Annotated in this window: 23 protein-coding genes; 9 read left to right on the top strand and 14 right to left on the bottom strand. The window is 72.1% G+C overall.

Going from position 1 to position 25,808, the window contains the following annotated elements:
* Positions 1-68: 68 nt before the first annotated feature.
* Positions 69-491: an MGMT family protein gene (locus DIZ27_RS04185; protein ID WP_109376897.1), complete on the bottom strand. Its 423-nt coding sequence runs from the start codon at positions 489-491 to the stop codon at positions 69-71.
* Between the two features lie 198 nt (positions 492-689).
* Here DIZ27_RS04185 and DIZ27_RS04180 point away from each other — a divergent pair, with 198 nt between their 5' ends.
* Both DIZ27_RS04180 and DIZ27_RS04175 read left to right on the top strand, forming a co-directional pair.
* A complete protein-coding gene (locus DIZ27_RS04180) occupies positions 690-3,503 on the top strand; it encodes a lysylphosphatidylglycerol synthase transmembrane domain-containing protein (protein ID WP_109376896.1) in 2,814 nt (937 codons plus the stop codon).
* A gap of 164 nt (positions 3,504-3,667) precedes the next feature.
* Complete coding sequence (locus DIZ27_RS04175; protein WP_109376895.1) at positions 3,668-5,143, top strand: alpha/beta hydrolase; 1,476 nt, start codon at positions 3,668-3,670, stop codon at positions 5,141-5,143.
* Between the two features lie 92 nt (positions 5,144-5,235).
* Here the strand turns inward: DIZ27_RS04175 and moeZ are convergent, their stop codons facing one another.
* From moeZ to DIZ27_RS04140, 7 genes are all read right to left on the bottom strand, one after another.
* The gene (moeZ, locus tag DIZ27_RS04170) at positions 5,236-6,414 is read right to left on the bottom strand and encodes an adenylyltransferase/sulfurtransferase MoeZ (RefSeq protein ID WP_109376894.1); all 1,179 of its coding nucleotides are present in this window, start codon (positions 6,412-6,414) and stop codon (positions 5,236-5,238) included.
* A 63-nt stretch (positions 6,415-6,477) separates the two neighbouring features.
* Positions 6,478-7,239, bottom strand: coding sequence for a spherulation-specific family 4 protein (locus DIZ27_RS04165; RefSeq protein WP_109376893.1), 762 nt, complete (start codon positions 7,237-7,239; stop codon positions 6,478-6,480).
* Positions 7,227-8,246 (bottom strand): NAD-dependent epimerase/dehydratase, encoded by a 1,020-nt coding sequence (locus tag DIZ27_RS04160; protein WP_109376892.1) that lies wholly within the window; start codon positions 8,244-8,246, stop codon positions 7,227-7,229. Before DIZ27_RS04160 ends, DIZ27_RS04165 begins: the two co-directional genes overlap by 13 nt.
* A 40-nt stretch (positions 8,247-8,286) precedes the next feature.
* Positions 8,287-9,435, bottom strand: coding sequence for a hypothetical protein (locus DIZ27_RS04155; RefSeq protein WP_109376891.1), 1,149 nt, complete (start codon positions 9,433-9,435; stop codon positions 8,287-8,289).
* The gene (locus tag DIZ27_RS04150) at positions 9,432-11,165 is read right to left on the bottom strand and encodes a DUF3492 domain-containing protein (RefSeq protein WP_109376890.1); all 1,734 of its coding nucleotides are present in this window, start codon (positions 11,163-11,165) and stop codon (positions 9,432-9,434) included. Before DIZ27_RS04150 ends, DIZ27_RS04155 begins: the two co-directional genes overlap by 4 nt.
* Before the next feature lie 225 nt (positions 11,166-11,390).
* Complete coding sequence (locus DIZ27_RS04145; protein WP_109376889.1) at positions 11,391-12,887, bottom strand: DUF3152 domain-containing protein; 1,497 nt, start codon at positions 12,885-12,887, stop codon at positions 11,391-11,393.
* A gap of 8 nt (positions 12,888-12,895) precedes the next feature.
* Positions 12,896-13,969, bottom strand: coding sequence for an alpha/beta fold hydrolase (locus DIZ27_RS04140; RefSeq protein ID WP_109376888.1), 1,074 nt, complete (start codon positions 13,967-13,969; stop codon positions 12,896-12,898).
* Positions 13,970-14,191: 222 nt separating this feature from the next.
* Between DIZ27_RS04140 and DIZ27_RS04135 the strand changes: the two genes are divergently transcribed.
* From DIZ27_RS04135 to DIZ27_RS04115, 4 genes are all read left to right on the top strand, one after another.
* Entirely contained in the window at positions 14,192-14,419 is a 228-nt protein-coding gene (locus DIZ27_RS04135; protein ID WP_109376887.1) for a hypothetical protein, read from the top strand.
* A gap of 230 nt (positions 14,420-14,649) precedes the next feature.
* Positions 14,650-15,294, top strand: coding sequence for a TetR/AcrR family transcriptional regulator (locus DIZ27_RS04125; RefSeq protein WP_109377021.1), 645 nt, complete (start codon positions 14,650-14,652; stop codon positions 15,292-15,294).
* Between the two features lie 165 nt (positions 15,295-15,459).
* On the top strand, positions 15,460-15,687 hold the full coding sequence (locus tag DIZ27_RS04120; protein WP_109376885.1) for a DUF3107 domain-containing protein: 228 nt from the start codon (positions 15,460-15,462) through the stop codon (positions 15,685-15,687).
* A 305-nt stretch (positions 15,688-15,992) separates the two neighbouring features.
* Entirely contained in the window at positions 15,993-16,262 is a 270-nt protein-coding gene (locus DIZ27_RS04115) for a hypothetical protein (RefSeq protein ID WP_109376884.1), read from the top strand.
* Positions 16,263-16,304: 42 nt separating this feature from the next.
* Here DIZ27_RS04115 and DIZ27_RS04110 read toward each other — a convergent pair whose 3' ends face one another.
* On the bottom strand, positions 16,305-17,060 hold the full coding sequence (locus tag DIZ27_RS04110) for a ferritin-like fold-containing protein (protein WP_109376883.1): 756 nt from the start codon (positions 17,058-17,060) through the stop codon (positions 16,305-16,307).
* 488 nt (positions 17,061-17,548) lie between these two features.
* Here DIZ27_RS04110 and DIZ27_RS04105 point away from each other — a divergent pair, with 488 nt between their 5' ends.
* Both DIZ27_RS04105 and DIZ27_RS04100 read left to right on the top strand, forming a co-directional pair.
* Positions 17,549-19,720, top strand: a complete 2,172-nt coding sequence (locus tag DIZ27_RS04105) for a DEAD/DEAH box helicase (RefSeq protein WP_258308223.1) — start codon at positions 17,549-17,551, stop codon at positions 19,718-19,720.
* 85 nt (positions 19,721-19,805) lie between these two features.
* A complete protein-coding gene (locus tag DIZ27_RS04100; RefSeq protein ID WP_109376881.1) occupies positions 19,806-20,738 on the top strand; it encodes an alpha/beta fold hydrolase in 933 nt (310 codons plus the stop codon).
* Between the two features lie 29 nt (positions 20,739-20,767).
* Here DIZ27_RS04100 and DIZ27_RS04095 read toward each other — a convergent pair whose 3' ends face one another.
* The gene (locus DIZ27_RS04095; RefSeq protein ID WP_109377020.1) at positions 20,768-21,661 is read right to left on the bottom strand and encodes an NYN domain-containing protein; all 894 of its coding nucleotides are present in this window, start codon (positions 21,659-21,661) and stop codon (positions 20,768-20,770) included.
* A gap of 237 nt (positions 21,662-21,898) precedes the next feature.
* On the opposite strand from DIZ27_RS04095, the gene DIZ27_RS45555 reads away from it, so the two are divergent.
* Complete coding sequence (locus DIZ27_RS45555; RefSeq protein ID WP_181383364.1) at positions 21,899-22,051, top strand: hypothetical protein; 153 nt, start codon at positions 21,899-21,901, stop codon at positions 22,049-22,051.
* 41 nt (positions 22,052-22,092) lie between these two features.
* Here DIZ27_RS45555 and DIZ27_RS04090 read toward each other — a convergent pair whose 3' ends face one another.
* From DIZ27_RS04090 to DIZ27_RS04075, 4 genes are all read right to left on the bottom strand, one after another.
* Positions 22,093-22,698: a MarC family protein gene (locus DIZ27_RS04090; protein WP_109376880.1), complete on the bottom strand. Its 606-nt coding sequence runs from the start codon at positions 22,696-22,698 to the stop codon at positions 22,093-22,095.
* A 140-nt stretch (positions 22,699-22,838) separates the two neighbouring features.
* Complete coding sequence (locus tag DIZ27_RS04085) at positions 22,839-23,696, bottom strand: PHP domain-containing protein (RefSeq protein ID WP_109376879.1); 858 nt, start codon at positions 23,694-23,696, stop codon at positions 22,839-22,841.
* Positions 23,697-23,873: 177 nt separating this feature from the next.
* Positions 23,874-24,521: a DUF6758 family protein gene (locus DIZ27_RS04080; protein WP_109376878.1), complete on the bottom strand. Its 648-nt coding sequence runs from the start codon at positions 24,519-24,521 to the stop codon at positions 23,874-23,876.
* A gap of 199 nt (positions 24,522-24,720) precedes the next feature.
* Complete coding sequence (locus DIZ27_RS04075) at positions 24,721-25,305, bottom strand: suppressor of fused domain protein (protein WP_109376877.1); 585 nt, start codon at positions 25,303-25,305, stop codon at positions 24,721-24,723.
* Between the last annotated feature and the right edge of the window lie 503 nt (positions 25,306-25,808).

The following is a 25,808-nucleotide window of genomic DNA, read 5'->3' as shown; positions in this document are numbered from 1 at the left end:
GGCACACATGTCACTCGCCCCACGAACGTACGTCATGGCGCGGTCGTGCCCCATTTCCCCCATACGGATCACAGGTCGCACGGTGGTGCGTCCGATGCCGGAAGCTGGCTGGTGTGACCCTCCTCGTGGCCGCCGTCCCACCGTGCGCGCTTCATCTCGAGGCGCGGCAGGTGCCCTTCTGCGGCCCCGCTCGCCTCCCTGAGCGGAGTGCCCTCCGCGCGGTAGTGGCCGAGGGCTCTCAGCTCGTGGCCCGGCAGCAGCACACCGTCCGCGCGGACGACACGCCACCACGGGACGGCTCCGCCGTAGAGCGCCATCACACGTCCCACCTGACGCGGGCCGCCCTCCCCCAGCCACTCGGCCACGTCGCCGTACGTCATGACGCGGCCCGGCGGGATCCGCTCGGCCACCTCGAGGACCCGCTCGGCGTACTCGGGCAGGGCGTCCGCGTGCTGGGGGCCGGTGTCGGACGGAAGGCTTTCCTGACTCATCCGTCCCATCCTGCACCACCCCACCGACAACGCGACCGACCGCGTGACGGGTACGCGCGCGTGCGTACGCCTCGCCCGGGGACCGTGCTTCGGGCAGACTGTGCGGCCCCGTACGTGGACCCTGATGCCCCCTTGTGGCGGTACGGCATGCCACCATCGTGCGGGCGGTGACTGGTGATACGAGAGCAAGAAGAGGCGATGGAACAGCAGGGTGCGCACCCCGGGGACACGGCGGGCGCCTCTGCCGCTTCGTCGCGCCCGGACACCGGGAACACCGGCCCGCAGGACGCCGGCACCGAGGCGGTCGGAAAGCAGACCGCTCCGAGCCCTCCTGACGGCACAGACGGGACAGACGACACAGACGGGACAGACGGCACCACCGCCGCCGATCCGGCGCACAGCGACGAGGTCGAGGGCGACGAACCCCTGCTCCCCGCGCGTGTGCACCGCCCGTCCGATCTCATGCGTCTGCTCGTCGGCGTACTCGCCGTCGGGGCGCTGCTGGCGGTCGCCGCCTTCGCCCACGGCACCACCTCGGGGCTGGAACAGGACATCACCAAGGGCACCGGTCAGGCGCCCGACCTGCTCATCAAGATCGCCGGTCTGGCCTCCAGCATCGCGATCCTCCTCGTGCCGGTGGCCTTCGCCATCGAACGGCTGATCAAACGGGACGGACTGCGCATCGCCGACGGAGTGCTCGCCGCCGTCCTCGCGCACGGCGTGACGCTCGCCACCGATCTGTGGGTCGCGCGGGCCGCGCCCGAATCGATCCAGGACGCGCTGACCCAGCCCTCTCCCGGCGACATCCACGCCCTCACCGATCCGGTGCACGGCTACCTGGCGCCGGTCATCGCCTACATGACGGCCGTCGGCATGTCCCGCAGACCCAGATGGCGCGCGGTGCTGTGGGTCGTGCTGCTCCTCGACGCCTTCTCGATGCTCGTCACCGGGTACACGACTCCGTTCTCCATCATCCTGACGGTGCTGATCGGCTGGACCGTCGCCTACGGCACCCTCTACGCGGTCGGTTCGCCCAATGTGCGCCCCACCGGACAGACCCTGATGGCGGGCCTGCGGACCGTCGGCTTCCGGCCCGTGAGCGCGTCCCGCCAGGAGACGCCGGACGCCGTCGAGGCCGGGGACCGGGGCCGCCGCTACTTCGTCACCCTGGAGAACGGTCCGCCGCTGGACGTGACGGTGGTCGACCGTGAGCAGCAGGCACAGGGGTTCTTCTACCGCACGTGGCGCAATCTGACCCTGCGCGGCTTCGCCACCCGCAGCAGCCTCCAGTCCCTGCGCCAGGCACTGGAGCAGGAGGCGCTGCTGGCGTACGCGGCCATCGCGGCCGGCGCCAACGCGCCCAAGCTGATCGCGACCTCCGAGCTCGGCCCCGACGCGGTGATGCTCGTCTACGAGCACAGCGGCGGGCGCACCCTGGACTCGCTGCCGGACGAGGAGATCACCGACGAGTTGCTGCGTGGCACCTGGCGTCAGGTGCAGGCGTTGCAGTCCCGCCGGATCGCGCACCGCAGGCTGGTCGGTGACGCGATCCTGGTGGATCGTTCCGGCAGGGTGATCCTCACCGACCTGCGCGTCGGGGAGATCGCCGCCGGCGATCTGCTGCTGCGCATGGACGTCTCCCAACTGCTGGTGACCCTCGGGCTCAGGGTGGGCGCCGAACGGGCGGTGGCCTCCGCGCTGAGCGTGCTCGGCCCCGACGCCGTGGCGGACTGCCTGCCGATGCTCCAGCCCATCGCGCTGAGCCGCTCCACGCGCGGGACCCTGCGCCGGCTCGCCCGCGAACGGGCGCACCGCGACCGTGAGGCGGTCCTGGAGGCCTCCCGGCAGGCCAAGCTGCTGCGCGCGGAACAGGTCGCGGCGGGCCCGGCCGAGGGGTCCTCGGCCGGGCCCGCCGCGACCGGGAAGCCGGACAAGAAGGCCGTGCGGGCGGAGCAGCGGGCCGAGAAGCGGGCCATCGACGAGGCGCTGGAGGAGGCGCGCGACGAGGACCTGCTCGCGCAGATCCGGCACGAGGTGCTGCGGATCAGGCCGCAGGCGCCGGTGGAGCCGGCCCGGCTGGAGCGGGTGCGTCCGCGCACGCTGATCAGTTTCATCGCCGGTGCCATCGGCGCGTACTTCCTGCTGACGCAGCTCACCCACATCGAGTTCGGACCGCTGATCGCGAACGCCGAGTGGGGCTGGGTGGCGGCCGCCGTCCTGTTCTCGGCGGGCAGCTACTTCGCCGCCGCCCTGGCGCTGCTGGGGTTCGTCCCGGAGCGGGTGCCGTTCGTCAGGACGGTGGCGGCGCAGGTCGCCGGGTCGTTCGTGAAGATCGTCGCCCCGGCGGCGGTGGGCGGCGTCGCCCTGAACACCCGGTTCCTCCAGCGTGCCGGGGTGCGGCCGGGGCTCGCCGTGGCGAGTGTCGGCGCGTCGCAGTTGTTCGGGCTGGGCTGCCACATCCTGATGCTGCTGTCGTTCGGCTATCTGACCGGTACCGAGAAGACGCCGTCGCTGTCTCCGTCCCGCACGGTCATCGCGGGTCTGCTGACGGTGGCGGTGCTGGTGCTCGTGGTGACGTCGGTGCCGTTCCTGCGGAAGTTCGTCGTCACGCGCGTGCGGTCGCTGTTCGCGGGTGTCGTGCCGCGGATGCTCGATGTGCTGCAGCGCCCGCAGAAGCTGATCACCGGCATCGGCGGCATGCTGCTGCTCACCGCCTGCTTCGTGATGTGCCTGGACGCCTCCATCCGGGCGTTCGGCGACGAGACGACCTCGATCAGCATCGCCAGTGTCGCCGTCGTCTTCCTCGCGGGCAACGCGCTGGGGTCGGCGGCGCCCACCCCGGGCGGTGTGGGCGCGGTGGAGGCGACCCTGACGGTCGGTCTGATCGCGGTGGGGCTGCCCAAGGAGGTCGCCGCGCCGGCGGTGCTGCTGTTCCGGCTGCTGACTCTGTGGCTGCCGGTGCTCCCGGGTTGGCTGGCCTTCAACCATCTCACCCGCAAGGAAGCGCTGTAGTTCACGCAGCTGCGCCAAGCGGGGACCGGCTGCTCCTGTTTCCCACGAAGTAGCAGGTCAGAGGGTTATCCACAGGCTTCCCCCGTGAATCCGGGATCTGCCTACCATGGCCTGACCGCCATCCGCCGCACGGTGCGGACGGCCCACGAGGGGGGATGTGACACATGACGCGTTTCGCACGGTGGACGGCTCTGGCGGTCTCCGCCGCGCTCCTGGCGGCGGGGTGCAGCGGTGGCTCGTCCGACGACGAGAGCGACGGGACGGCTCTCGACTGGGGGCGCTGCGAGGCCTCCGACGGCGCACCCGCACCCGGCGACGACTGGCAGTGCGGCACGCTCGAGGTGCCGCTCGACTGGGCGGAACCGGACGGCGAGACGATCGAACTGGCCCTGATCCGGGCGAAGGCCACGGGAGACGACCGCCTCGGGTCGCTGCTGTTCAACTTCGGCGGCCCGGGTGGTTCCGGCGTGTCGATGATGCCCTCCTACGCCCCGAACGTCTCGAAGCTGCGCGAGCGGTACGACCTGGTGAGCTGGGACCCGCGGGGTGTGGCCGCCAGCGAGGGCGTCCGCTGCCGGGAGGACAAGGAGATCCAGGCGGCCGAGTCGGTGGACACCACCCCGGACACCCCGGCCGAGGAGCAGGCCTACTTCCGGGACGCCGCGGACTTCGGGCAGGGCTGCCAGAAGGCGGCCGGAAAGCTGATGGCACACGTGTCGACCGCCGACACCGCCCGCGACCTGGACCGCATCCGGCAGACGCTCGGCGACGACAGGCTGAACTACTTCGGGATCTCGTACGGCACCGAGCTCGGCGGGGTCTACGCCCATCTGTTCCCCGAGAAGGTGGGCCGGATGAACCTCGACGCGGTCGTCGACCCGACCGCCGACACGATGGGGCACGCCAAGAACCAGGCGCGCGGTTTCCAGCGCGCGCTGGACAACTATCTGAAGTCCACCGGGCGGGACCCCGAGCAGGGGACGCGCGAGATCGCGGAGCTGCTGGACCGGATCGACGCCGAGCCGCTGCCCACGTCCTCAGCCGGCCGGGAGCTGACCCAGACACTGGCGCTGACCGGCATCGTCCTCCCGCTCTACACCAAGGAGGGCTGGCCCGCGCTGACCAGCGCCCTGCGGGCCGCGGAGGAGGGGGACGGCTCGGAACTGCTCGCGCTGGCCGACGGCTACAACGAGCGCGACGCCTCGGGCCGCTACGGCACGACGACCCACTCGCAACGGGTCATATCGTGCTCGGACGCCAGGCAGCGGCCGACGGCGGCGCAGACGAAGAAGCTGCTGCCGGAGTTCGAGCGGATCTCACCGGTGTTCGGGCCGTTCCTCGGCTGGGACACGGCGGGCTGGTGCCACGACTGGCCGGTGCCGGGCCAACACGACACCCCGGAGGTGAGCGCGCCGGGTGCGGCACCGATCCTGGTGATCGGAAACACCGGCGACCCGGCCACCCCGTACGAGGGCGCCCGGCGGATGGCGGACGAGCTGGGCAAGGACGTGGGGGTCGTGCTCACCTGGAAGGGCGAGGGCCACGGCGCGTACGGCAGTGGGAGCGACTGCGTCGACTCCACCGTGAACGCGTATCTGCTGGACGGCACGGTGCCGAAGGACGGCAAGGTCTGCTCATGACGACGGCGGGGGCTTCGCGCGCCCGTGGTGCGCGAAGCCCCCGCCTCGGCCTCTCGTTCGGATCAGGCCGGCATCGCGGTGGTGACCCGGGATCAGTAGATCGGCTTCGACGGCTCGATCTGGTTGACCCAGCCGACCACGCCGCCGCCGAGGTGGACGGCGTCGGCGAAGCCCGCGGACTTCAGGACCGCGAGGACTTCCGCACTGCGGACGCCCGTCTTGCAGTTCAAGACGATCTTCTTGTCCTGCGGCAGGCTCTCCAGGGCGTTGCCCATGAGGAACTCGTTCTTCGGGATCAGCCGGGCGCCGGGGATGGAGACGATCTCGAACTCGTTCGGCTCGCGGACGTCGATGAGCTCGATGTTCTCGCCCTCGTCGATCCACTGCTTGAGCTGCTTGGGAGTGATCGTGGCGTCGGCGGCCGCCGCCTGGGCCTCCTCGGAGACGACGCCGCAGAAGGCCTCGTAGTCGATGAGCTCGGTGACGGTCGGGTTCTTGCCGCAGACCGCGCAGTCCGGGTCCTTGCGGACCTTGACCTGGCGGTACTGCATCTCCAGGGCGTCGTAGATCATCAGGCGGCCGACCAGCGGCTCACCGATGCCGGCGAGGAGCTTGATGCCCTCGTTGGCCTGGATGGAGCCGATGGACGCGCACAGCACGCCCAGGACGCCGCCCTCGGCGCAGGAGGGGACCATGCCGGGGGGCGGGGGCTCCGGGTAGAGGCAGCGGTAGCAGGGACCGTGCTCGGACCAGAACACGGAGGCCTGGCCGTCGAAGCGGTAGATCGAGCCCCAGACATAGGGCTTGTTCAGCAGCACGCACGCGTCGTTGACCAGGTAGCGGGTCGCGAAGTTGTCCGTACCGTCGATGATCAGGTCGTACTCGCTGAAGATGCCCATCACGTTGTCGGACTCGAGCCGCTCTTCGTGCAGGACCACGTTCACGTACGGGTTGATGCCCTTGATCGTGTCTCGTGCGGACTCGGCCTTCGGCCGGCCGATGTCGGCCTGGCTGTGGATGACCTGCCGCTGCAGGTTCGACTCGTCGACCTCGTCGAACTCCACGATGCCGAGCGTGCCCACGCCCGCCGCGGCCATGTACATCAGCCCTGGCGAACCCAGGCCACCGGCGCCGACGAACAGCACCTTGGCGTTCTTCAGCCGCTTCTGCCCGTCCATCCCCACATCGGGGATGATCAGGTGGCGGGAGTACCTGCGAACCTCGTCTACGGTGAGCTCGGGGGCCGGCTCGACCAGGGGTGGCAACGACACGGGGACTCCGTTGGTCGGTCAATCACTACGGTTGTTCTCCCCCCAACACTGCCATGGCCTTTTTCATTCCGAGACACCCATCCCGATCCGCGAGACGAGATCGTCCCAGTAGCCGGGCAGCGGTTCCCAGGGATCGGTTCGGCCGTCGCGGGCTGTGCGGTCGGTGAAGTAGATGGTCGCGGCGCCCTGCCAGCGGGCGATGCGCAGCGCCTCCTCCAGGTGCGGTCCGGGCACTCCGTGGACGAAGTGGCAGAACCGCTCGGGCGGATGGTCGGCGGTCCATTCCGCCACCTGCGACCAGCGGTAGTCGCTCCACGGGCCGGAGAACGTGACCAGTTGGTCCGCGATCTCGGCGTGGCCCGGGTGCGGGTGGGTGCCGTGACCGAGGACGATGTGGGCGTCGTCACGGATCGCGCGGAGTGCTCCGACCGTCCGCCGGACCTCGGGGAGCGCGGCACGGTCCGCGGGGCAGCGGTCCAGGAGGAATCCGTCGGCCTGGTACCAGTCGATGAACCGGTGGGCGTTCGAGATCAGCTCGCCGAAGCCTCTCAGGCCGTATGCCGAGTCGAGATGGCCCAGGATGCGGACACCGGCGTTGCGCAGCCGGCCGGCTGCCTCCAGGCAGTGCGGATCGGGTTGTACGCCGGGACCGTTGGCAACGTTCAGAACGACCCAGTGCAAAGGGCTTCCGCCTCCCGGGCGGGTGAGCGCGTTCCACTCGGCCGGAGCGAGGAGGGGGTGCGCCAGACCGGGGACGCCGAAGCCGGTGCGGACGCCGGTATCGGTACCGGTACCGGGTCTGACCCGGGGGATCAGATACGACATGCCGCCTCCATCCAGATGTCGGCGAGGGATTCCTCGAAGTTGATCCTGGGACGCCAGCCGAGCCGGTCGCGCGCGGTGCGCACGTCCGCCTGCTGCCAGCTGCCGCAGCCGTCCGGGTACGGGTACGCGACCGATGCCGCGTGGTGGTCGGACTCGCTCCGCGGGTGGCCGAGGCTCGGCCTGAGATGCGGTGTGTGGGCGGTGTGGCCCGTGTGGGTGGCGTGGCCGCCGTGGGCGGTCTGGGCGCCGGGCGGGCCGTCGAGTTCGTGGAGGACACCGCCGTATCCGGCCACGCGGGCGAGGACCGCGGCGGCGTCCCGCAGGCGGACGGCGCGGCCCGAACCGATGTTGATGACACCCTGTGCGGCGGAGAGCGAGGCGGCGTGCACGGCACGGGCCACGTCCCGGACGTCGACGAAGTCGCGCTGGGCACCGAGACCGCCGAGCTTCAGTTCGCCGTCGCCGGACTGCATGGCGCGGCGCATCGCCTCGGCGAGGCGGCCGAGCGGGGAGCCGGCGGGGGTGCCGGGCCCGGCGGGTGAGAAGACCCGCAGGACCACGGCGTCCAGCCCGGAGCCGAGAACCAGTTCGGTCGCGGCGAGCTTGCTGACGCCGTACGGGCCGCCGGGGCGGGGGACGGCGTCCTCCGCCGTGGAGGAACCGGGCTGGCTGGGGCCGTACTCCGCGCTGCAGCCGATCTGCACGAGGCGGGCGCCGCAGCCACTGCGGCGCAGGGCCTCGCAGACGGTGGCGACGGCGACGGTGTTGTGCCGGGTGAGTTCCCGGGCACCGCCACGGGTGGCACCGGCGCAGTTGACCACCACGCCGGGGTGGACGGCGTCGAGGAACCGGGTGAGCGCGCCGGGGCTGCCGGTGGCGAGGTCGAAGCGGACGTCGGCGTCGTCGCCGCGGCCGAGGGCGGTGAGCTGGACGGCCGGGTCGGCGAGCAGACGGTCGGCGACGAAACGGCCGATGTACCCGTTGGCTCCGATCAGCAGAACTCTCATCGGGCGGCTCCTGTGGCGGCCGGGGCCGCTGGGCGGGTGGTCATGTGGGATCTCCTTGGAGTGGTGCCTGCGGCCGGACGTGCGCCGAGGCTCGGGGGAGTGTGCGGGTTGCGTGGATCAGGAGGGTCAGGGCCGCCGCACCACAGGTGAGAGTGGGGACGGCGGTGGGGCCCCAGGTGGCGACCAGGCTTTCCACGGGCGCGGCCAGCGCTCCGCAGCCGGGGAGGCGGGCCGCGAAGACCGTGGCCAGGGCGGCTGCCTGGGCCAGGGCGGTGGCCACGAGGATCACCTTCGGGGCATGGGTGAAGCCGTGGAGGGCGAGGAGGCGGGCCAGGAAGAGGAGGGCGCCCAGGGAGAGCGCTTCGAGGGGGATGAAGGGTTCGTCCAGGGCCGTGGCGCAGAGGGAGAGGAGAACGGCCAGAGCGCACAGGAACAGCGCGAGGACGCCGAACAGCAGGGGGCGGACGGAGGCGGTGAAGTCCTCGAGGCCTCGGCTGGTCGCGAGTCTGCGGCGGGCCCGTGCGGTGAACAGGCCCGCGCCCCAGGCACCGGGGGCGCAGGCCAGGGTGAGGGCCAGGGCCGGAGCGACGGTGAACGGCCAGTCGCCGTCGACGGCGCCGGTGGGCGGGCCGTCGGGGCCGCCGGTGATCGCGGTGTGGAGCAGGCCGTCGCCCAGGACGGCGTAACCGATGAGCCAGCAGGCCCACGTCGCCGTGCCGGGGGCGGGCGGGCGGGCGGCGCTGAGCGGGCCCCGGCGCAGGACCGCGCGCGCGGCCAGGGCGATGGCGAGCACACCCGCGGCGACCGCGTAGAGGCGGGTCTGGCCGTGGGTGAGGCGCAGGGCGGTCACCGACGCGACGCCGAGGGCGCCGGGGAGCAGCGTGCGGGCGATCCAGCCGGCGCGTGCCTCGGGGGCGGCGGGGGTGGCGGGGCTGGGGGTGTCGTGGTCGCGGGGGATCCTGGCGTACAGCTCCTCCGCGAGGGAGAAGACGTCCCGGTGCCGGAAGCGTGCGGCGGTCCGGTCGGTGACGCCGTGCGCCTCCAGGCCCGCCGCGATCTCCAGGGGGTCCACGGCACGTTCGCACAGCTCGCGGTGGCGGTGCAGCAGCGCCTTCACGGGGTCGGCGGTGCCCGGGCGGGCGGTGGCGGGCCGGGCCGGGTCCCGGTCCAGTTCGTCGAGTCCGGTCATCGTGCCGCCTCCGTCGCGGGAACCAGTGGTGTGGCCGACACCGGGGTGGTCGGCCTCAGGACGTCCGTGGCCCGCTCGGGAGCGCCGGTGGCCCAGGCGGGGGCGGTGCGCAGCGGCGGGCGGGAGGCGGGGACGGACCAGTCGCCGGGGACGTGGACCTCGGCGGGGGCTGCGAAGGGCAGGGGGTCGCCGGTGTCGTTCAGGAGGACGCGGTGGACCGGGCTGCGCGCCGCGATCTCCAGGTACAGAGCGTGGAACGCGGCGACGTTCTGCTCGACGGTGAACAGTTCGAGTGCGCGGGCGCGCGCGGCGGCGCCGAGGCGCGCCCTGCGCTCGGGGTCGCGCAGCAGCGAAACGCATGCTTCGGCGAGCGCCCGCGGGTCGCGGGGCGGTACGACGAGACCGGTTCCACCGATGACCTCGACCACCGCGCCGACGTCCGTGGACACCGTCGCGCGGGCGGAGAGCATCGCCTCGACGAGACCGGCCGGGAACCCCTCGACGACACTCGACAGGACGATCACGGCGCCCGAGGCATACGCCTCGGCCCGGTCGGCGGGTTCCGGACCGCCGATCTCCTCGAAGGACACCGGAGCAGTGCCGGTGGAGTGCGGGCCGCCCTCGGTTCCGTCCGGGAAGAGCCGCGCGGCCAGCGCCCGGCAGTGCTCGAGGTAGGCGGCACCCTCCGGGCCGGCCGGGCCGCCGATGATCCGCAGGCGGGCCCCGGGCTCCTCCGCGTGGATGCCGGAGAACGCGTGCAGCAGTGAGACCAGGTCCTTGGCGGGCTCCACCCGGCCGGTCCACACGAGGGTGCCCGGGTCCGCGCGCTCCGGGGACTCCTCCGCCCCCGCGAAGGGCGTGGCGTCCATTCCGGGATGGATGGTGCGGATCCTCGCCCGGTCGGCACCACAGCGTTCCTGCCAGCGGCGGGCGTGGGTGTTGCCCGGGGTGACGAACGCGGCCCGCCGGTAGGTCTCGGCGGCGAGCCGGCCGTGGAAGGCCGCGAGCAGGGACCGGACCGCGGGTGGGGCGTCCGGGCGGGTCAGGTAGTGCGTGCGCAGCCGTACGCCGTACTCGGTCACCAGCAGGGGGACGTCGAAGAAGTGGCCGGCGAGCAGGCCCGGCAGGGCGGCCGTGCCGCCGGAGGCGGCGTGACACAGGTCGACCGCGCCGAGCCCGTCCTCCTCGTACCAGTCGAGTGAGAGGGAGCGCAGGGCGTGCTGCAGATGGGCGGCCACGGCCAGCAGGTCCGGTACCCGGGCCTCCCGCGCGGCGCGCAGCACGCGGGGCGCACGACAGGCGCGTTCCAGGGTTCGTACGGCGGTCTCGGAGCGGAGAGCGGCGTCGAGACCGCCCTCGTCGTGGGCGAGTTCGGCAAGACCGTACAGAGCGTGGGCGAAACGGTCCGCCTCGGCCGGGGCGCGGGTCGTCGCGGGGTCCGCCGCGCTGAGCACGGCGGCGAGTTCGCCGTAGTGCTCGGTGAATCGCCGGCGCGCGCGCCTGCCGTACACCACCCCGTCGTCCTCGGTCGTCCACAGCGGCGCGGTACGCACCCTGGTGACCTGCGGCGGCAGCGGTACCCAGCCTGCGTCCTCCTGGGCTTCGCTGCGGCTGAACGCGTAGACGTCGAACTCGTGGTGTCCGAGTCCGCGCACGAGACGGTCGCACCAGAGTCCGCTGTCACCGCCCACATACGGATAGCCACCCTCCGTAAGCAGTCCGATGCGCACGAGTGCACCCCCGATCTCCCGTATGGGGAGCCGCCGTCGGCCCGACGGCTCGCAGCGGGACGAACGTATGCGGACAAGGTGGGGGTGTGATGGACGGTTGTCCGTCGCACCACCAAAAGGGGTGAACGGTCGTAACTTTCTCGCACGGGACGCGTTTGGTCGCGCTATGCGATCAGCTGTGCGACCAGAGGGCGCCGGGCGCGCCCGGCGCGCCCTGCCGGGGCGTCAGCCCTTCGGATACGGCCAGGGGTTCGGCCGGCAGCTGATTCCGTCGTGGTCGAGGAACTTGGTCTGCTGCTGCATGACCGGGGCCAGATCGCCGTCCTTGTCGCAGGTGAGGTGGTTGTACCCCAGGCGGTGGCCGATCTCGTGGTTGAGCAGCATCTGCCGGTAGGCGAGAAGCTCGTCGCCGTACGTCTCGGCGCCCTGCGCCCACCGGAACGCGTTGATCATCACGCGCTCGGTGGCCGCCGAGTCGCAGGAGACGTTGTCCACCGTGGTGTCGAGTCCGGACCTGGCGCACCAGTCGGCGGTCGTCTCGGGGCTGGCGAGCGTGATGACGAAGTCGGGGCGGCCCGAGTGGATGCGCTCGAAGGCACGGGCGCCGTTGTGCGACCAGCTGCGGTTGTCGTTGAGCGTCCGCTGCACCGCCTCGGCGAAGAGTTCGCCGTCGAGGCCGAGCCCCTGCTCCACGTCGACGCGGTAGGTGATCTTCTGCCCCTCGCCCTGCGCCTTGTCGATTCCGGGGATCGCCTCGAACTTCCCCGAGCCCGCGAGGGAGTCGGCGATCGGGTACCTCTTCTCCATCTTCTGCGCGTACGTCAACGACCCGGCGCCGGACGACGTCTCGTCCCGCCCGGCCCCGCGCGAGCCGGAGTCCCGGACGTCGCGCGCCGCCTGGTCGGTGACGGACTGCGCCTGTACGTCGTCGGCGGCGGCGTCGTGTTCGTCGGCGACCTGGCCCGCCACGACGACGGCCAGCACGGTGGTCACGGCGGCGGCCGCGATCCCGGTGAACGCGCGCCCCTTGGCGCCCTTGGTCTCCGCCGGCGCTCCGGCGGGGGGCGCGTCGTCGAGGCCGGCCGGGGCGCGGGCGGCCGACGCGGTGCCCCAGTCGGTGACGGCGGCGTAGGGGCCCGCCGCGTGCGTGGAGTCCGTGGCGAAGGTCCGGCGGGCCGGGTCGCGGGGCGTGAAGAGGTCGCCTTCCTCGTCGAAGGCGTCGAGGTAGTCCTGTCGCGGCCCGCGCGGATCTCGCGCTTCCCACGGCCCCCCGGTGGGCGCCTGGCGCTGTCGCGGCAAGGGCACGCCCCCGCCGGCCGGCCCGGGGCGCCCCGGGTACCCGGGATACCCGACTCCCGGGTTCTGTCCCCTCAACTCGCCCCAGCCACCGCCGGGTTCCCGCTGCTCGGGATGGCCGCCGCCACGGACGCGCGGAACGCCGTGAGCGGGGGTGCCCTCGGGCGGTCGCGGCACTCCACGCGCGGGCGTCCCGTCCGGAAGCCACCCTTCCGGCAGGCGTGGCACCCCATGAGCGGGTGGCCCGTATTCCGCGGGCGGGCCAGGGTCCGGCGCTCCACGGCCTGGCGGAACCAGGCCGTCCGGCCGGGCTCCTCCCCGGCCGTCGCTGCCCCGGCCGCCCCGGGACCTCCGGTCGGCACGTGCCGCCGCCGGATCCGCGGTGTCGCCCTTGGGGGCGGGCCCACGACGGCTGTGGCGTCCCACCTGGTGCCTCAGCCCCTCAGGTTCTCGGCGGTGCCCCCGCCGTCGGCGGTCTCGTCCGCAGCGGTGTCTGCGGTCGAGACCGAAGCGCCCTTCGCGCCCGGCCCCAAAGTACCCCCCTCAATCACTGAATCCGTTGCATCCGCGAGGAGTTCACGGAAAGCGGTGGCCACGACCTCGGGGTATTCCATCATCGCCACGTGCCCCGCGTCGGGCAGGGTGACCAGTCTGGAGTCGCGGAACGCGCGGGCCGCGCGCCCGGCCATGCGGAAGCCGACTAGTTGGTCCCGGCCGCCGTACAGCAGCAGCGTCGGCGCGAGCACCCGCTCGGCCTGGCGCCACAGACCGTGCTGGCCGCCCAGGGTGTACGCGTTGACGAGTCCCCGCGCGGAACGCGCCATGGCGTCCCAGAAGTACGGCAGCCGCAGTCGCCGCTCCATCTCCTGCACGGCGTTGCGGAACGCCTCCGGCGACACCTGCGCGGGATCCCCGTAGCAGAGCGCGACGACGCCGCGGACGCGCTGCTCCGCAGACCACCCCTGGGTGATCCGGGTGAAGAGCCGGACCACCCCGGGCACCGCCAGCAGTCCCGTGGGCACCGCGGTGCGCTGCACCCGCAGCTCGGGGAGGGCCGGTGACACCAGCGTGAGCGTGCGGACGAGGTCGGGGCGTACGGCGGCGACGCGGGTGGCGACCGCGCCGCCCAGCGAGTTGCCGAAGAGGTGGACGGGGCCGCGCCCGGAAGAGTCGAGATATCGGATCACCGCGCGAGCGTGCGCCGAGATCGAGTAGTTGCCGTCGTCCGGGGGCGGCGAGTCGCCGAAGCCCGGAAGGTCGACCGCCTCGCTGTCGACGACGTCGTCCAGGTGCGGCATCAACGCCGACCAGTTCTGCGACGACCCTCCCAGCCCGTGGATGTGGAGCGCGGGCGGCAGGCCCTCACGCGCGGGTGGCCTCGACCGTATCGACAGGGTGACGCCGGGCAGTTCGACCGATCTGAGGCGCTCGCCCTCCGCGACCCTGACGGCGGCCACCTTGGGCAGCACGGTCGCGAGCGGCACGGACGGCAGATCGGTCGAGGACATGCCGCAATGTTACGAGACGATCACGCGGGGACTCGTGTGTTCGCGGTCACAGGGGCAGTGCCGGACATCGGCCGGCCGCCGCCGGCCCCGCTGTGCGCACCGCGTCACAACCCGATCGCGGATCGCATAGCGCCCGGATCGGGTGTCTCCTAGGCTCATACCGAGGGCACCCGTATGTGGCCCCGCATTCTCCGGGGACGTTCATAGGAAGGGAGCCCAGCCATGGCCGTAGATCCCACCGACCCCGAGACGTTCGAGGAAGCCGAGGACGCTCGCGAGGACCAGGAGTACGACGTCGAGGCACCCGAGGTCGACGCGGCCGAACAGCGCGCGGACCTCGAGCAGGACCGCGACGATCCGCTGACCGGCGCCGACGCCGACCGCGCCAATGAGGCGGACCTGGCCGAGCAGGCCAGGGTCGTCTCCCTCCACGAGGACGACTACCGGTGAAGAGGGTGAAGAGGACGACCACCGGTGAAGGTGACGGTGCCGGAACGAGGCGGCATCATCCGGGAGGGAGGCGCCATCTTGCCCCCATTGAGAACTTTTGAAACGGTCCGTGCCACTTTCGCCGCAGTCCGGTCCGTGAAATTCTGCGCCCTCAGCGCGCACACCACGGTTACCGAAAAGTACGATGGCGGCGCGGCTCACACCGCACGTGGACGAGAATGGGAGGCGGCGTGACAGCCATCGAGCAGACAGAGGCCGTGCGCCCGAGGGGCACACGCCTGCCGCGCCGTGCCCGACGGAACCAGTTGCTGGGCGCCGCCCAGGAAGTATTCGTCGCACAGGGCTACCACGCGGCGGCGATGGACGACATCGCCGAGCGCGCGGGCGTCAGCAAGCCGGTGCTCTACCAGCACTTCCCGGGCAAGCTCGATCTCTATCTGGCCCTGCTGGACCAGCACTGCGAGGCGCTGATCCAGTCGGTGCGCCACGCGCTCGCGTCGACGAGCGACAACAAGCAGCGCGTACGGGCGACCATGGACGCCTACTTCACGTACGTCGAGGACGACGGCGGGGCCTTCCGCCTGGTCTTCGAGTCGGACCTGACGAACGAGCCCGCGGTGCGCGAGCGCGTCGACCGGGTCACCAACGACTGCGCCGAGGCGATCTGCGACGTCATCGCCGAGGACACCGGCCTGTCGCGCGAGGAGTCGATGCTGCTCGCCTCCGGGCTGGGCGGTCTGGCCCAGGTGGTGGCGCGGTCCTGGCTGCACAGCGACCGCAGTGTGCCCCGCGACCAGGCGGTGCAGTTGCTGACCTCGCTGGCCTGGCGGGGCATCGCCGGATTCCCGCTGCACGGCAACGAGCAGCAGTTCTGACGGCTCCCAGGAGCGCCGCCGGGCGAGCGGGGAGCGTTCGTTCCCGTCGGCTGTTCGCTCCTGGCGTTGCGGGGGCTGAGCGTGCGCATCCCCTCACCGGGCTAATGTGTGCTGGGTACGGCGCGGAAGGTCGCGCACTTCACTGACCGTCGGAGGGACATAGCCGTGGAGGTCAAGATCGGCGTGCAGCACGCGCCCCGCGAGATCGTTCTGGAGAGCGGTCAGAGTACCGAGGAGGTCGAGCGCGTGGTGGCCGAGGCACTGGCCGGAAAGACGCAGCTGCTGACTCTCGTGGACGAGCACGGCCGTAAGGTCCTGGTCCCGGCCGACCGTCTCGCGTATGTCGAGATCGGCGAGCCGGCCCCGCGCAAAGTGGGCTTCGGCGCGCTGTAGGCGACGACCGGCAGACAGCGGAAGGGCCCGGCGGTTTCGGAATCTCGATACCGCCGGGCCCTTCCGTGTCCCTTTCAGTCGCTCTCAGCCCTTCTCAGTCCCTCCCGCACCGCTGGTCCGTTCAGCCCTTCTCCCCTTGCCGTTCTCCCCGGCGTCACCAGCCGTCTCCCCCACCGCCTCCCGCCACCCCGCTCTTCACTGATGGAGCACAGGTCGCGCACAGAGGAGGATTGGGTTTCGCAGGTCAGGGGTAAGTCGGGCTACGACCGATGTGATCAGGCCGGCCATGTGGGAGGGACCCCGACATGCTCTTGGAAACGCTCAGTTCAGCGATCCTCGGCCTGGCCCTGGCCTGGGCGGCCACGCGCCGCCTCTCGCACCGCCTCCCCGCCCGCGCGCTGGTCCTGTCGACGGGTGTGGCCGGGGCCGTGTTCGGCGCGCTGATCACGCACAGCGCGCTGGACGCGGGCAGCCCGCTGACGGTCCTGTTCGGCGCCGCGATCGTCTCCGTGGCCTCGGTGTCACTGCTGCTGCGCCCCGCGGGCAGACTCCGCGGCCGGTCGGCGACCGCCTGAGCGGCCGCCGACGCCGGCACGGGACCTGTCCGGGGCGGCTTCTCAGGCCGCCAGCCCCAGGGCGGCCATCCGCTTGGTGTGGGCCTCCGTGATCCGGGAAAACATCTTGCCGACCTCCGCGAGGTCGAAGCCGTCCGCGACACCGCCGACGAGCATCGTCGACAGCGCGTCCCGGTCGGCCACCACCCGCTGCGACTGGGACAGCGCCTCGCCCATCAGCCGGCGCGCCCACAGCGCGAGCCGTCCGCCCAGGCGCGGGTCCGCGTCGATCGCCGAGCGCACCTTCTCCACGGCGAAGCCGCCGTGCCCGGTGTCGTCGAGCACGGTCAGCATCAGCGCCCGGGTGTCGGAGTCCAGCCGGACCGCGACCTCCCGGTAGAAGTCACTGGCGATGGAGTCGCCGACGTAGGCCTTGACGAGCCCTTCGAGCCAGCCGGAGGGCGCCGTCTGCTTGTGGAAGCCCTCGTACGCGGCGACGAACGGCTCCATGGCGGCGGTCGGCTCCTCGCCGATCTCGGTCAGTCGGTCGCGCAGCCGCTCGAAGTGGTGGAACTCGGCCGACGCCATCTTGGCCAGTTCCGCCTTGTCCTCCAGCGTGGGAGCCAGCTTGGCGTCGTCCGCGAGCCGCTCGAACGCCGCGAGCTCTCCGTACGCGAGCGCGCCGAGCAGGTCCACGACGGCGGCGCGGTACTGCGGGTCGGCGGAGGCTGCCGTCCAGTCCAGGGCGGCGACGCCGGTGGGCGCGGCCGGGGTCTCGGAGATGTCCTCGGCGGGGTCAGGCTTGTCAGAGCTCGTCATAAACCGCACAATAGCCCGCTGATCGGGGGTCGGAAGGCGCTGGTCAACAGGTGTGACGACGACTACGTGGCCAAATCGGCCATGGCGTGTGCGCGAATCCGGGGTATGGTGGTAATGCGCCTGCCGAATACTTTGACGTGTTCGAGGGGGCGTTTGTATGAGGATGCCCGGTCGGAGGCCCGATCGGCTCCGCCCCGACCGCTCTCCCTGACCGTACGGCACATTGCGTACGACGATCGGAGGGACCCTCAGCGGTACGAGCGCTAGAGCGTCGGCAGTGGTCCCGTGCCCTACGGCATCCCCGTAAGGCAGCCGACGTCCCCGGCACGGTCCATAGACGACCCCCCGCGCTCGCCTCGCACCGCGCACACAGAAGAGGCAGCACCCTGACTACGTTCCGAGAGCTCGGGATTCTCCCCGAGACCGCCGAGGCCCTGGAAGCCGTCGGCATCATCACCCCCTTCCCCATCCAGGAGCTGACGCTCCCCGTGGCCCTGTCGGGCACGGACGTCATCGGCCAGGCCAAGACCGGCACCGGAAAGACGCTCGGTTTCGGCCTTCCGCTCCTCGAGCGCGTGACCGTCCCGGCGGACGTGGAGGCAGGCCGCGCGAAGCCCGAGGACCTCACCGACACCCCGCAGGCGCTGGTCGTCGTCCCCACCCGCGAGCTGTGCACGCAGGTCACCAACGACCTGCTGACCGCCGGCAAGGTGCGCAATGTGCGCGTCACCGCGATCTACGGCGGCCGGGCCTACGAGCCGCAGGTCGAGGCCCTGAAGAAGGGCGTCGACGTGATCGTCGGCACCCCGGGCCGGCTGCTCGACCTGGCGGGGCAGAAGAAACTGAACCTGAAGCACGTCAAGGCCCTCGTCCTCGACGAGGCCGACGAGATGCTCGACCTGGGCTTCCTGCCCGACGTCGAGAAGATCATCAACCTGCTTCCGGCGCGCCGCCAGACCATGCTGTTCTCGGCCACCATGCCGGGCGCGGTCATCGGGCTGGCCCGCCGCTACATGTCGCAGCCCACGCACATCCGCGCCACCACTCCGGACGACGAGGGCGCGACGGTCGCGAACACCACGCAGTTCGTCTACCGCGCGCACAACATGGACAAGCCGGAGATGGTCTCGCGGATACTGCAGGCCGACGGCCGGGGACTGGTCATGGTCTTCTGCCGCACCAAGCGCACCGCCGCCGACCTCGCCGACCAGCTGGGGCAGCGCGGCTTCGCCTCCGGCGCGGTCCACGGCGACCTCGGCCAGGGCGCCCGCGAGCAGGCGCTGCGCGCCTTCCGCAACGGCAAGGTGGACGTGCTCGTCTGCACCGACGTCGCCGCCCGCGGCATCGACGTCGAGGGTGTGACGCACGTCATCAACTACCAGTCGCCCGAGGACGAGAAGACGTACCTGCACCGCATCGGCCGTACGGGCCGCGCGGGCGCGAAGGGTACGGCGATCACGCTGGTCGACTGGGACGACATCCCGCGCTGGCAGCTGATCGACAAGGCGCTGGACCTGGGCTTCAGCGATCCGCCGGAGACGTACTCCACCTCCCCGCACCTGTACACCGACCTCGGCATCCCCGAGGGGACGAAGGGTGTCCTGCCGCGCTCGGAGCGCACCCGCGCCGGGCTCGACGCGGAGGAGCTGGAGGACCTGGGTGAGCCGGGCGGCCGTGGCCCGCGCGGCGGGCGCGGGAGTCGGGGCGACCGGAGCGGCCGGGGCGACTCCGAGCGTGAGCGTCCGGCCCGTACGCCGCGCCGTCGTCGCCGCACGCGCGGTGGCGCCTCGCTGGACGACCCGGCGCAGCCGGCGGCCTCGGCCGTCGAGGGCACCGATGAGGCCGACACCGGTACGGCTCCCCGCACCCCGCGCCGTCGTCGCCGCACGCGCGGTGGGGCGGTCGCCGAGGCGACGACCGCCCAGGTGACCGCGGTCGAGTCCGCCGAGCACGTCGAGCCCGCCGAGGCTGCTGTCGCGACGGCCGAGGGCAGCGCGGTCGGAGACGCTCCGGAGACCCCGGCGGCGCCGCGCCGCCGCCGGACCCGCAAGGCCACGGCGGCTACGGCCACCGCGGCCGAGGCGGTGGTGGACACCGTCGAGGGGACCACCGAATCCGCCCCGGAGGCGACCGGGACGAAGCCCCGGCGCACCAGGACGCGGAAGACGGCCGCCGTGGCCACCGAGGCCGGTACGACCACCGCCGGCATCCCGGCGCAGGCCGCACCGGAGGCGGAGGAGGCCGAGGCGAAGCCCCGGGTCCGCCGCACCCGCAAGACCGCAGCGACGGCCGAGACGGGCGTGGACACGGCCGAGGCCGTCGAGGCTGCCGAGACCAGGCCTCGCCGCACCCGCAAGGCGGCCACCGCCGTGCAGGAGCCGGAGGCCGTGGTGGACGCCACGGCCGAGGCGAAGCCCCGGCGCGCCCGGAAGACGGCAGCCGCCGCGACCGCGCTCGACGCCGCCGAAGCCGCCGAAGCCGCTGAGGCCAAGCCGCGCCGCCGCACCCGCAAGACCGCCGCGGCCACCGAGGCCGGTACGACCACCGCCGGCATCCCGGCGCAGGCCGCACCGGAGGCGGAGGAGGCCGAGGCGAAGCCCCGGGTCCGCCGCACCCGCAAGACCGCAGCGACGGCCCCCGCGGAGCCCACGGAGGCCTGACGCACCACCCCGACGGCCCGGTCCCACACCCGTGGGGCCGGGCCGTCGGCGTCGGCCGGCCCCTGCTGCCCGCTACCCTCACCCCGTGACCAGCCACCCCACCCCCGCTTCCGTTCCCCCTCCGACCCCGGCCCCCGCCTCCGTCCCGCCCGTCGGCGCTCGGGCGTACCGGCTCCGTACGTCCCGTGGGGAGTTCGCCGTCGTCGACGTGCCACCGGCCGACGGGGTCGAGCCGAAGGGGGTCGTGCTGTCACTGCCCGGGTTCACGGGGAGCAAGGAGGACTTCACGCTGCTGCACGGGCCGCTCGCCGCACGCGGGTACCGCAGCGTCGCCGTGGACGGACGGGGGCAGTACGAGTCGGACGGTCCCGCTGACGACGAATCCGCTTACGCCCAGGCCGAGTTGGCGCGTGACGTGCTCGCGCAGGCGGAGGCGCTCGGCGCGGCTGCGCCGCTGCACCTCGTCGGGCACTCGCTCGGCGGCCAGATCGCCCGTGCGGCCGTGCTCGAGGACCACTCCCCGTTCCGTTCGCTCACCCTGATCTCATCGGGCCCCGCCCGGATCTCGGTCTCCCAGGAGCAGCGCGTGAAGCTGCTGCGGGACGCGCTCGCCCGGATGTCGATGGCGCAGTGCTGGGAGGCGATCCTGGCCATGGGCCCGCCGGAGGAGGTCGGTGGTCCGGCCCGTGGGATCGGTGGCCAGGAACATCTGCGTCGCCGCTGGTTGGCCACCAGGCCTGCACAACTACTGGCCACAGGAAGGCAGTTGTGCACGGAGCCGGACCGGGTCGCCGAGCTCGCCGCCGCGCCGCTGCCGTTCCATGTGCTGTCGGGTGCGCATGACGACACCTGGCCGGTACCGGACCTCGACGCCATGGCCGTACGGCTGAACGCGCACCGCACGGTCGTCGCCGGCGCCGAGCACTCCCCCAACGTCGACCGGCCCGCGCCCACGGCGCACGCCCTCGCCGCCTTCTGGGACCGGCTCCACGACGACGGTGCCCCGCACCCCGGCTAGGACGGCCGGCACGGGCCGGGGACGTGCCGTCAGTACTGCGCCTGGAGGTGGGCCCAGAAACCGTCGCGCAGGGCGCGTCTCAGGTCCGCCTGGCCGCGCAGGGAGTACTGCAGCAGGCCCTCGGCCTCCACGAGCAGGTCCTGGTCGACCGAGCCGGGCAGGTAGGGGTGGCCGGGCAGCAGCTCCACCAGCGTGTCCCGGCCCCGCTCGGCGAGCCACTTCGCGGCGATCTGCGCACCGACGAAGCGGACGTCCTCACGGGTGGGCCGTCCTGTCGCGGGCTCGTACGCGAGGGCCGTGCGCCGGGAGACGTACGGCTTGAAGAAGTCGAGTTCGAAGGTGCGCCGGCTGTCGACCTCCCAGAGCAGGGGCTCGGCCTGGTTGCGGCCCTCGGGGGCCTCGATGCCCCAGAGATGGACGCGGGCGCCGTACCCTTGGGCGGCCTCGACCGCCGGGACCAGGTCCTCGTCGCCGCCCAGCAGGGCCGCGTCGCTGATGGCGCGGTGCCGGGCCAGTGACTCCAGGTCGGAGCGGATCAGGGAGTCGACGCCCTTCTGCTGGTTGTTGGCGTTGAGGTTGCCGAGGCGGACCTTGACATCGGGGAGTTCCGCGATGGTCTGCTGCTCGGCGGTGTGGATGCGGCGCCGGGCCCCGTCGTACCAGTAGACGCGCAGCAGCCTGCTGTCCGCGAAGATGGTGCGGGCCCGGTCGATGAGTGCGTCGATGAATCCCTCGGCGTCGAGGTCGAAGGCCCTGCGGTCCTCCGTCCCGGCCACCAGCCGCCCCGCCGCCGCGTACAGGTAGCCGGCGTCCACGAAGATCGCGTGCGTCGAGGGCGTCTTCGCCACCTCGGCGAGCATGCGCTGGAGCAGCTCGTTCGTGCGGTCGATACGGGAGTTCAGGCCCGCGAGGTCGTCGTTCATCATCTCTATTGTCCTGGCGGTCACTGTGTGAACACAACCGGCCCCGGTCGGTCTCCTTCGAAACACTCACCCGTCAGCGTTTGATCGATCCCTAGCCGATCAAATGATTTCCTTAGCGTAGGGAATATTTGCCCGGGGTAACCCGTTCACTACTGATGGCACGCGGGCCGGTCCGGCTCGCGGCCGTCCACCCCACGGTTCTCCTTCAGGAGGACGACCAGGCGAAGGGAGAAGTGCTTGCACTTCGAAATCATGCGACTCGACGACATCGACGGCACCGCCGTGGACAGCACGGTTGTGGATGCCGCTTCCGTCAACCGTATCGTTCAGCAGGCCGCCGCCATCGGGCAGCGTCTGTGGATCCGCCCGACCGACACACCAGCCTCATGACGCGGGACGCGCGATGACTCGGGACGCGCACCGCGGGACGGTCAGCCGCCCTGGATCACCTGTGTGACCCCGTTGATGATCTGCTGCACGGCGATCGCGGAGAGCATCATGCCCGCAAGGCGCGTCACCAGGACCACCCCACCGTCCTTGATGACCCGGATGATCAGCAGCGAGTACCGCATGACCAGCCACAGCACGACGTGAACGGCGAGGATCGCCGCCCACACCGACACCTGGGCGGCCGTGCTGTCCGCCTTCGGCACGGCGAGGATGACCGACACGATCGCGCCGGGGCCGGCCAGCAGGGGCATGCCGAGCGGGACCAGCGCGACGTTGACGTCCTTGGTCTGCTGGGGCTCGTCGGTCTTGCCGGTGAGCAGGTCGAGCGCGATCAGCAGAAGCAGCAGCCCGCCCGCGATCATCAGCGCCGGCACGGAAACGTGCAGGTAGTCGAGGATCTGCTGCCCGACCAGCCCGAACAGGACGATCACACCGCCGGCCACGCAGACGGCCTGGAAGGCCATCCGCTTCTGCGCCACGGCGGGCCGCCCCGCGGTCAGGGCCAGGAAGATCGGGGTGATCCCCGGGGGATCCATGATGACGAAAAGGGTCAGGAAGAGGGAGCCGAAGACGGCGACGTCGAACATGAGTGCCTTGCTGGGAACGAGCGAGCGCGGAGCGCTCGGGGAAAGAGCTCAGGGAATGAGCAGGGGGAAAGAAGGGCGTCGACGCCCCGGACAAGGGGGCGACGAGCCGGAGGAGCGGGTGGGGCGTGCGGGCGTGGGACTCAGGCTCCGCCGGCCCCAGGCACCGGGAACGCGCCGGTCGCGCGCCGCGTGATCTCGCCGTACACCTCGGGGTCCGTCGTGAACTCGCCGAGCTCGCAGCTCTTCCGGCTGCCGTGGTAGTCGCTGGACCCGGTCACCAGCAGCCCCAGTTCCTTCGCGAGGCCCCGCAGCCGCGCCCTGGTCCCGGGGTCGTGGTCCATGTGGTCGACCTCGATGCCGTCGAGGCCGGCCTCGGCCAGCTCGGCCATCACGGACTCCGGTACGGTCCGGCCGCGCTTGGCGGCGGCCGGGTGGGCGAACACCGCGACCCCGCCCGCACCCTTGATCAGCCGGAGCGCTTCGAAGGGGTCCGTCTCGTGCTTCTCCATATGGGCCCGGCCGCCGTCGGCCAGCCACTGAGGGGTGAACGCGTCGTCCACGCTCGCCACCACGCCCAGTTCGACGAGTGCGGTGGCCACGTGCGGGCGGCCCACCGAGCCGTCGCCGGCGATCCGCGCGACCTGCTCCCAGGTGACGGGCACGCCCAGGGCGTTCAGCTTGGCGACCATGCCCCGGGCCCGCGGCACCCGGTCGTCCCGGACCAGCTCGCGCTCGGCGAGCAGGGCCGGCTCCTCGGGGTCGAAGAGGTAGGCCAGCATGTGCATGCCGACACCGTCGAGCCGGCAGGAGAGCTCGGCGCCGGTCACCAGCGCGAGCCCCGCGGGGAGCGCGGCGAGGGCCTCGGCGTGACCGCGGGTGGTGTCGTGGTCGGTCAGCGCGACGACGTCGAGACCGGCAGCGGCGGCCTTGCGGACCAGGTCGGCCGGGGAGTCCGTACCGTCGGACGCGGTGGAGTGGGTGTGCAGATCGATACGCACGACGCGTTGCTCCAAGCGGTGGCCGACGGACAGGGACGCCTCAGGATAACCGTATTTCCGAACGCCCCTGTCACACCCGAACCCACTCTGCGCCCCCTACCGATCTCCGAACTCCTCAGCCCCGCTCCCTCCCGCGCAGCCGCCCCACGGGCCCCCGCACACCCACCGCACGAGGACCTACGGTCTCGTCTCCATCAGTCGCGGTGACAGCGCCCCGCAGGGCACCAGTTCCACCTCGGCCCCGGCGTCCCGGAGGTCGGTGAGGACCAGCTCGTCGTACATCAGGAGCCCGGACTGCTCGGGCCAGAGCACCGCCCACAGCCACATCCCGAGGGCCTCTCCCGCGAAGACCGCCCGGTCGTCCGGCGCCTTGGAGACGTGCCAGAGCGGGGTCGGCCGGCCGGCGGCCAGCACCTTGGTTTCGGCAGGCTTCTCGACGTTCAGGTACGGGCCGGGGTCCGGGCCGTCGACGCCCGCGTACCGCGCGCCCAGCCCGACACCGAGTTCCTCGGCCACGAGGACGAGTTCGCCCATGCCGCCGAGCGGTCCGGGCCCGGTGCAGGCGACGGCGGCGGCCCGGCCGCCGCTGCGGTCGTCACCCGCCGAGGCCACGCCGGTGAACAGCCAGCCCACCGGCAGCGGCCACGGCATCCACACCGGCACCCGGGTGCGCTGCACGACGACGTTGAGGGCGTCGACGCTCGGCGGTATCACGGGCTGGACCGGATGCACCACGCCGTGCGCATCGCACTGCCACGCATCGGAGAAGAGGCCGGGAGCCCTGACCCGGCCACCACACTTCGGGCAACTGGGTTCGCCCCTCATAGGGCCCCACGGTCCTACCCCCGCACCGTCACGTCAAGGACGATCACCCGTCCGGACCGAACCGGTCACCCGGAACCGGACGCGCCCCACTCGGCCCGTCCGGTCGTCCGGTCCGGTCCACCGGCCCGGACGACACCCTGCGCCCTCCCGTCAACGTCGGCCGGGAACCGGCCAGTTGACGAGGAGGGGGTGAGCTTGCTCACTCCAGCGGGACGGAGGCGCGGGCGGGATGCCTCAGGTCCGTGCCCCGGGCCAGCCAGCGCTCCTGGAGCGCCTGAGCACCGTGCACCCGCTTCCAGGCGGCCTCGTTCGGAGTCATCGGCAGCAGCGGCAGGAACCGTACGGGCTCCAGGGGCTCGTCGAGCTCCAGGTCCTCCACCAGACCGCCCGGCTCGGCGACCAGCACCGAGGTGAACGGGGCCCCGGGCCACAGCGGTTCACCGACGTCGAGGGAGGCGCCGGGGGCCACGACCACGCCCTCGACCTGCGGGGACGCCGCGAGCACGGCGAGCGGACGGAGCACCTTGTCGGTGTCGGCGAGACCGGCCCGTACGGACAGCAGCAGCTCCACGCGCGGGCCCGCCACCGGGTCCGCGACCACCGCCGTGGGGTCGGTCATGGGCTGCGCGGACATGCCGAGGGTGGCGTAGCGCACGATGTCGCCCTCGCGGAAACGCAGCACCTCAAAGCGGTCCGTACCCAGAAAGGTGACCGCCGCGCGTGCGTCCGGTTCGCCCAGAGCCGTACGCAACCGGGCCTCGACCAGAGGAAGAACATCAGCCATGCGGCGAGCATAGAACTCGCCAGTAGCAGGCGAAGCGGCACCTTGACACATCGGTCGGCTGCTACTCTGGCCCGGTGGTTCGGGGCAGCACGCAGGAGGCCGCCCAGGCACCGCCCAGGCCTTGAGGACGTCACTTCAGGGCGTCGCCTCAGTGCGCTGGGAGAGCCGGTCCGCATCCCGAGCCCCGATGTGACGCTTCCCCCCACGGGGGAGTCCCCTGAATCCCCTCAGGGGATGAGGATCGTCCCTCACGAGGGACCGGCCGGAGGAGGTGGGGCTGGCATGGACCGAAGTCGACCGTGCAGTAGCACCCGCTCTTCCACCCGCTGATGTAGCCGCTCCGTACTGGCTGCCCCCCTCACCATCGCGTCTTCACCGGAAGAGCATCTCGTTTCGTTCTGCCTGATCTGCCCCAGTAGCTGTGTCAGCGACGGAACTCGCCACCGCGACGGTTCGGTGCTCCCCGCTTTGTGGACGTGCCAAACATCCTGCGCCTCAACTCT

The organism is Streptomyces sp. NWU339 (assembly GCF_003143855.1).
In the GTDB taxonomy this organism is placed as follows: domain Bacteria; phylum Actinomycetota; class Actinomycetes; order Streptomycetales; family Streptomycetaceae; genus Streptomyces.
This window is presented reverse-complemented; position numbering and strand designations above follow the sequence as displayed.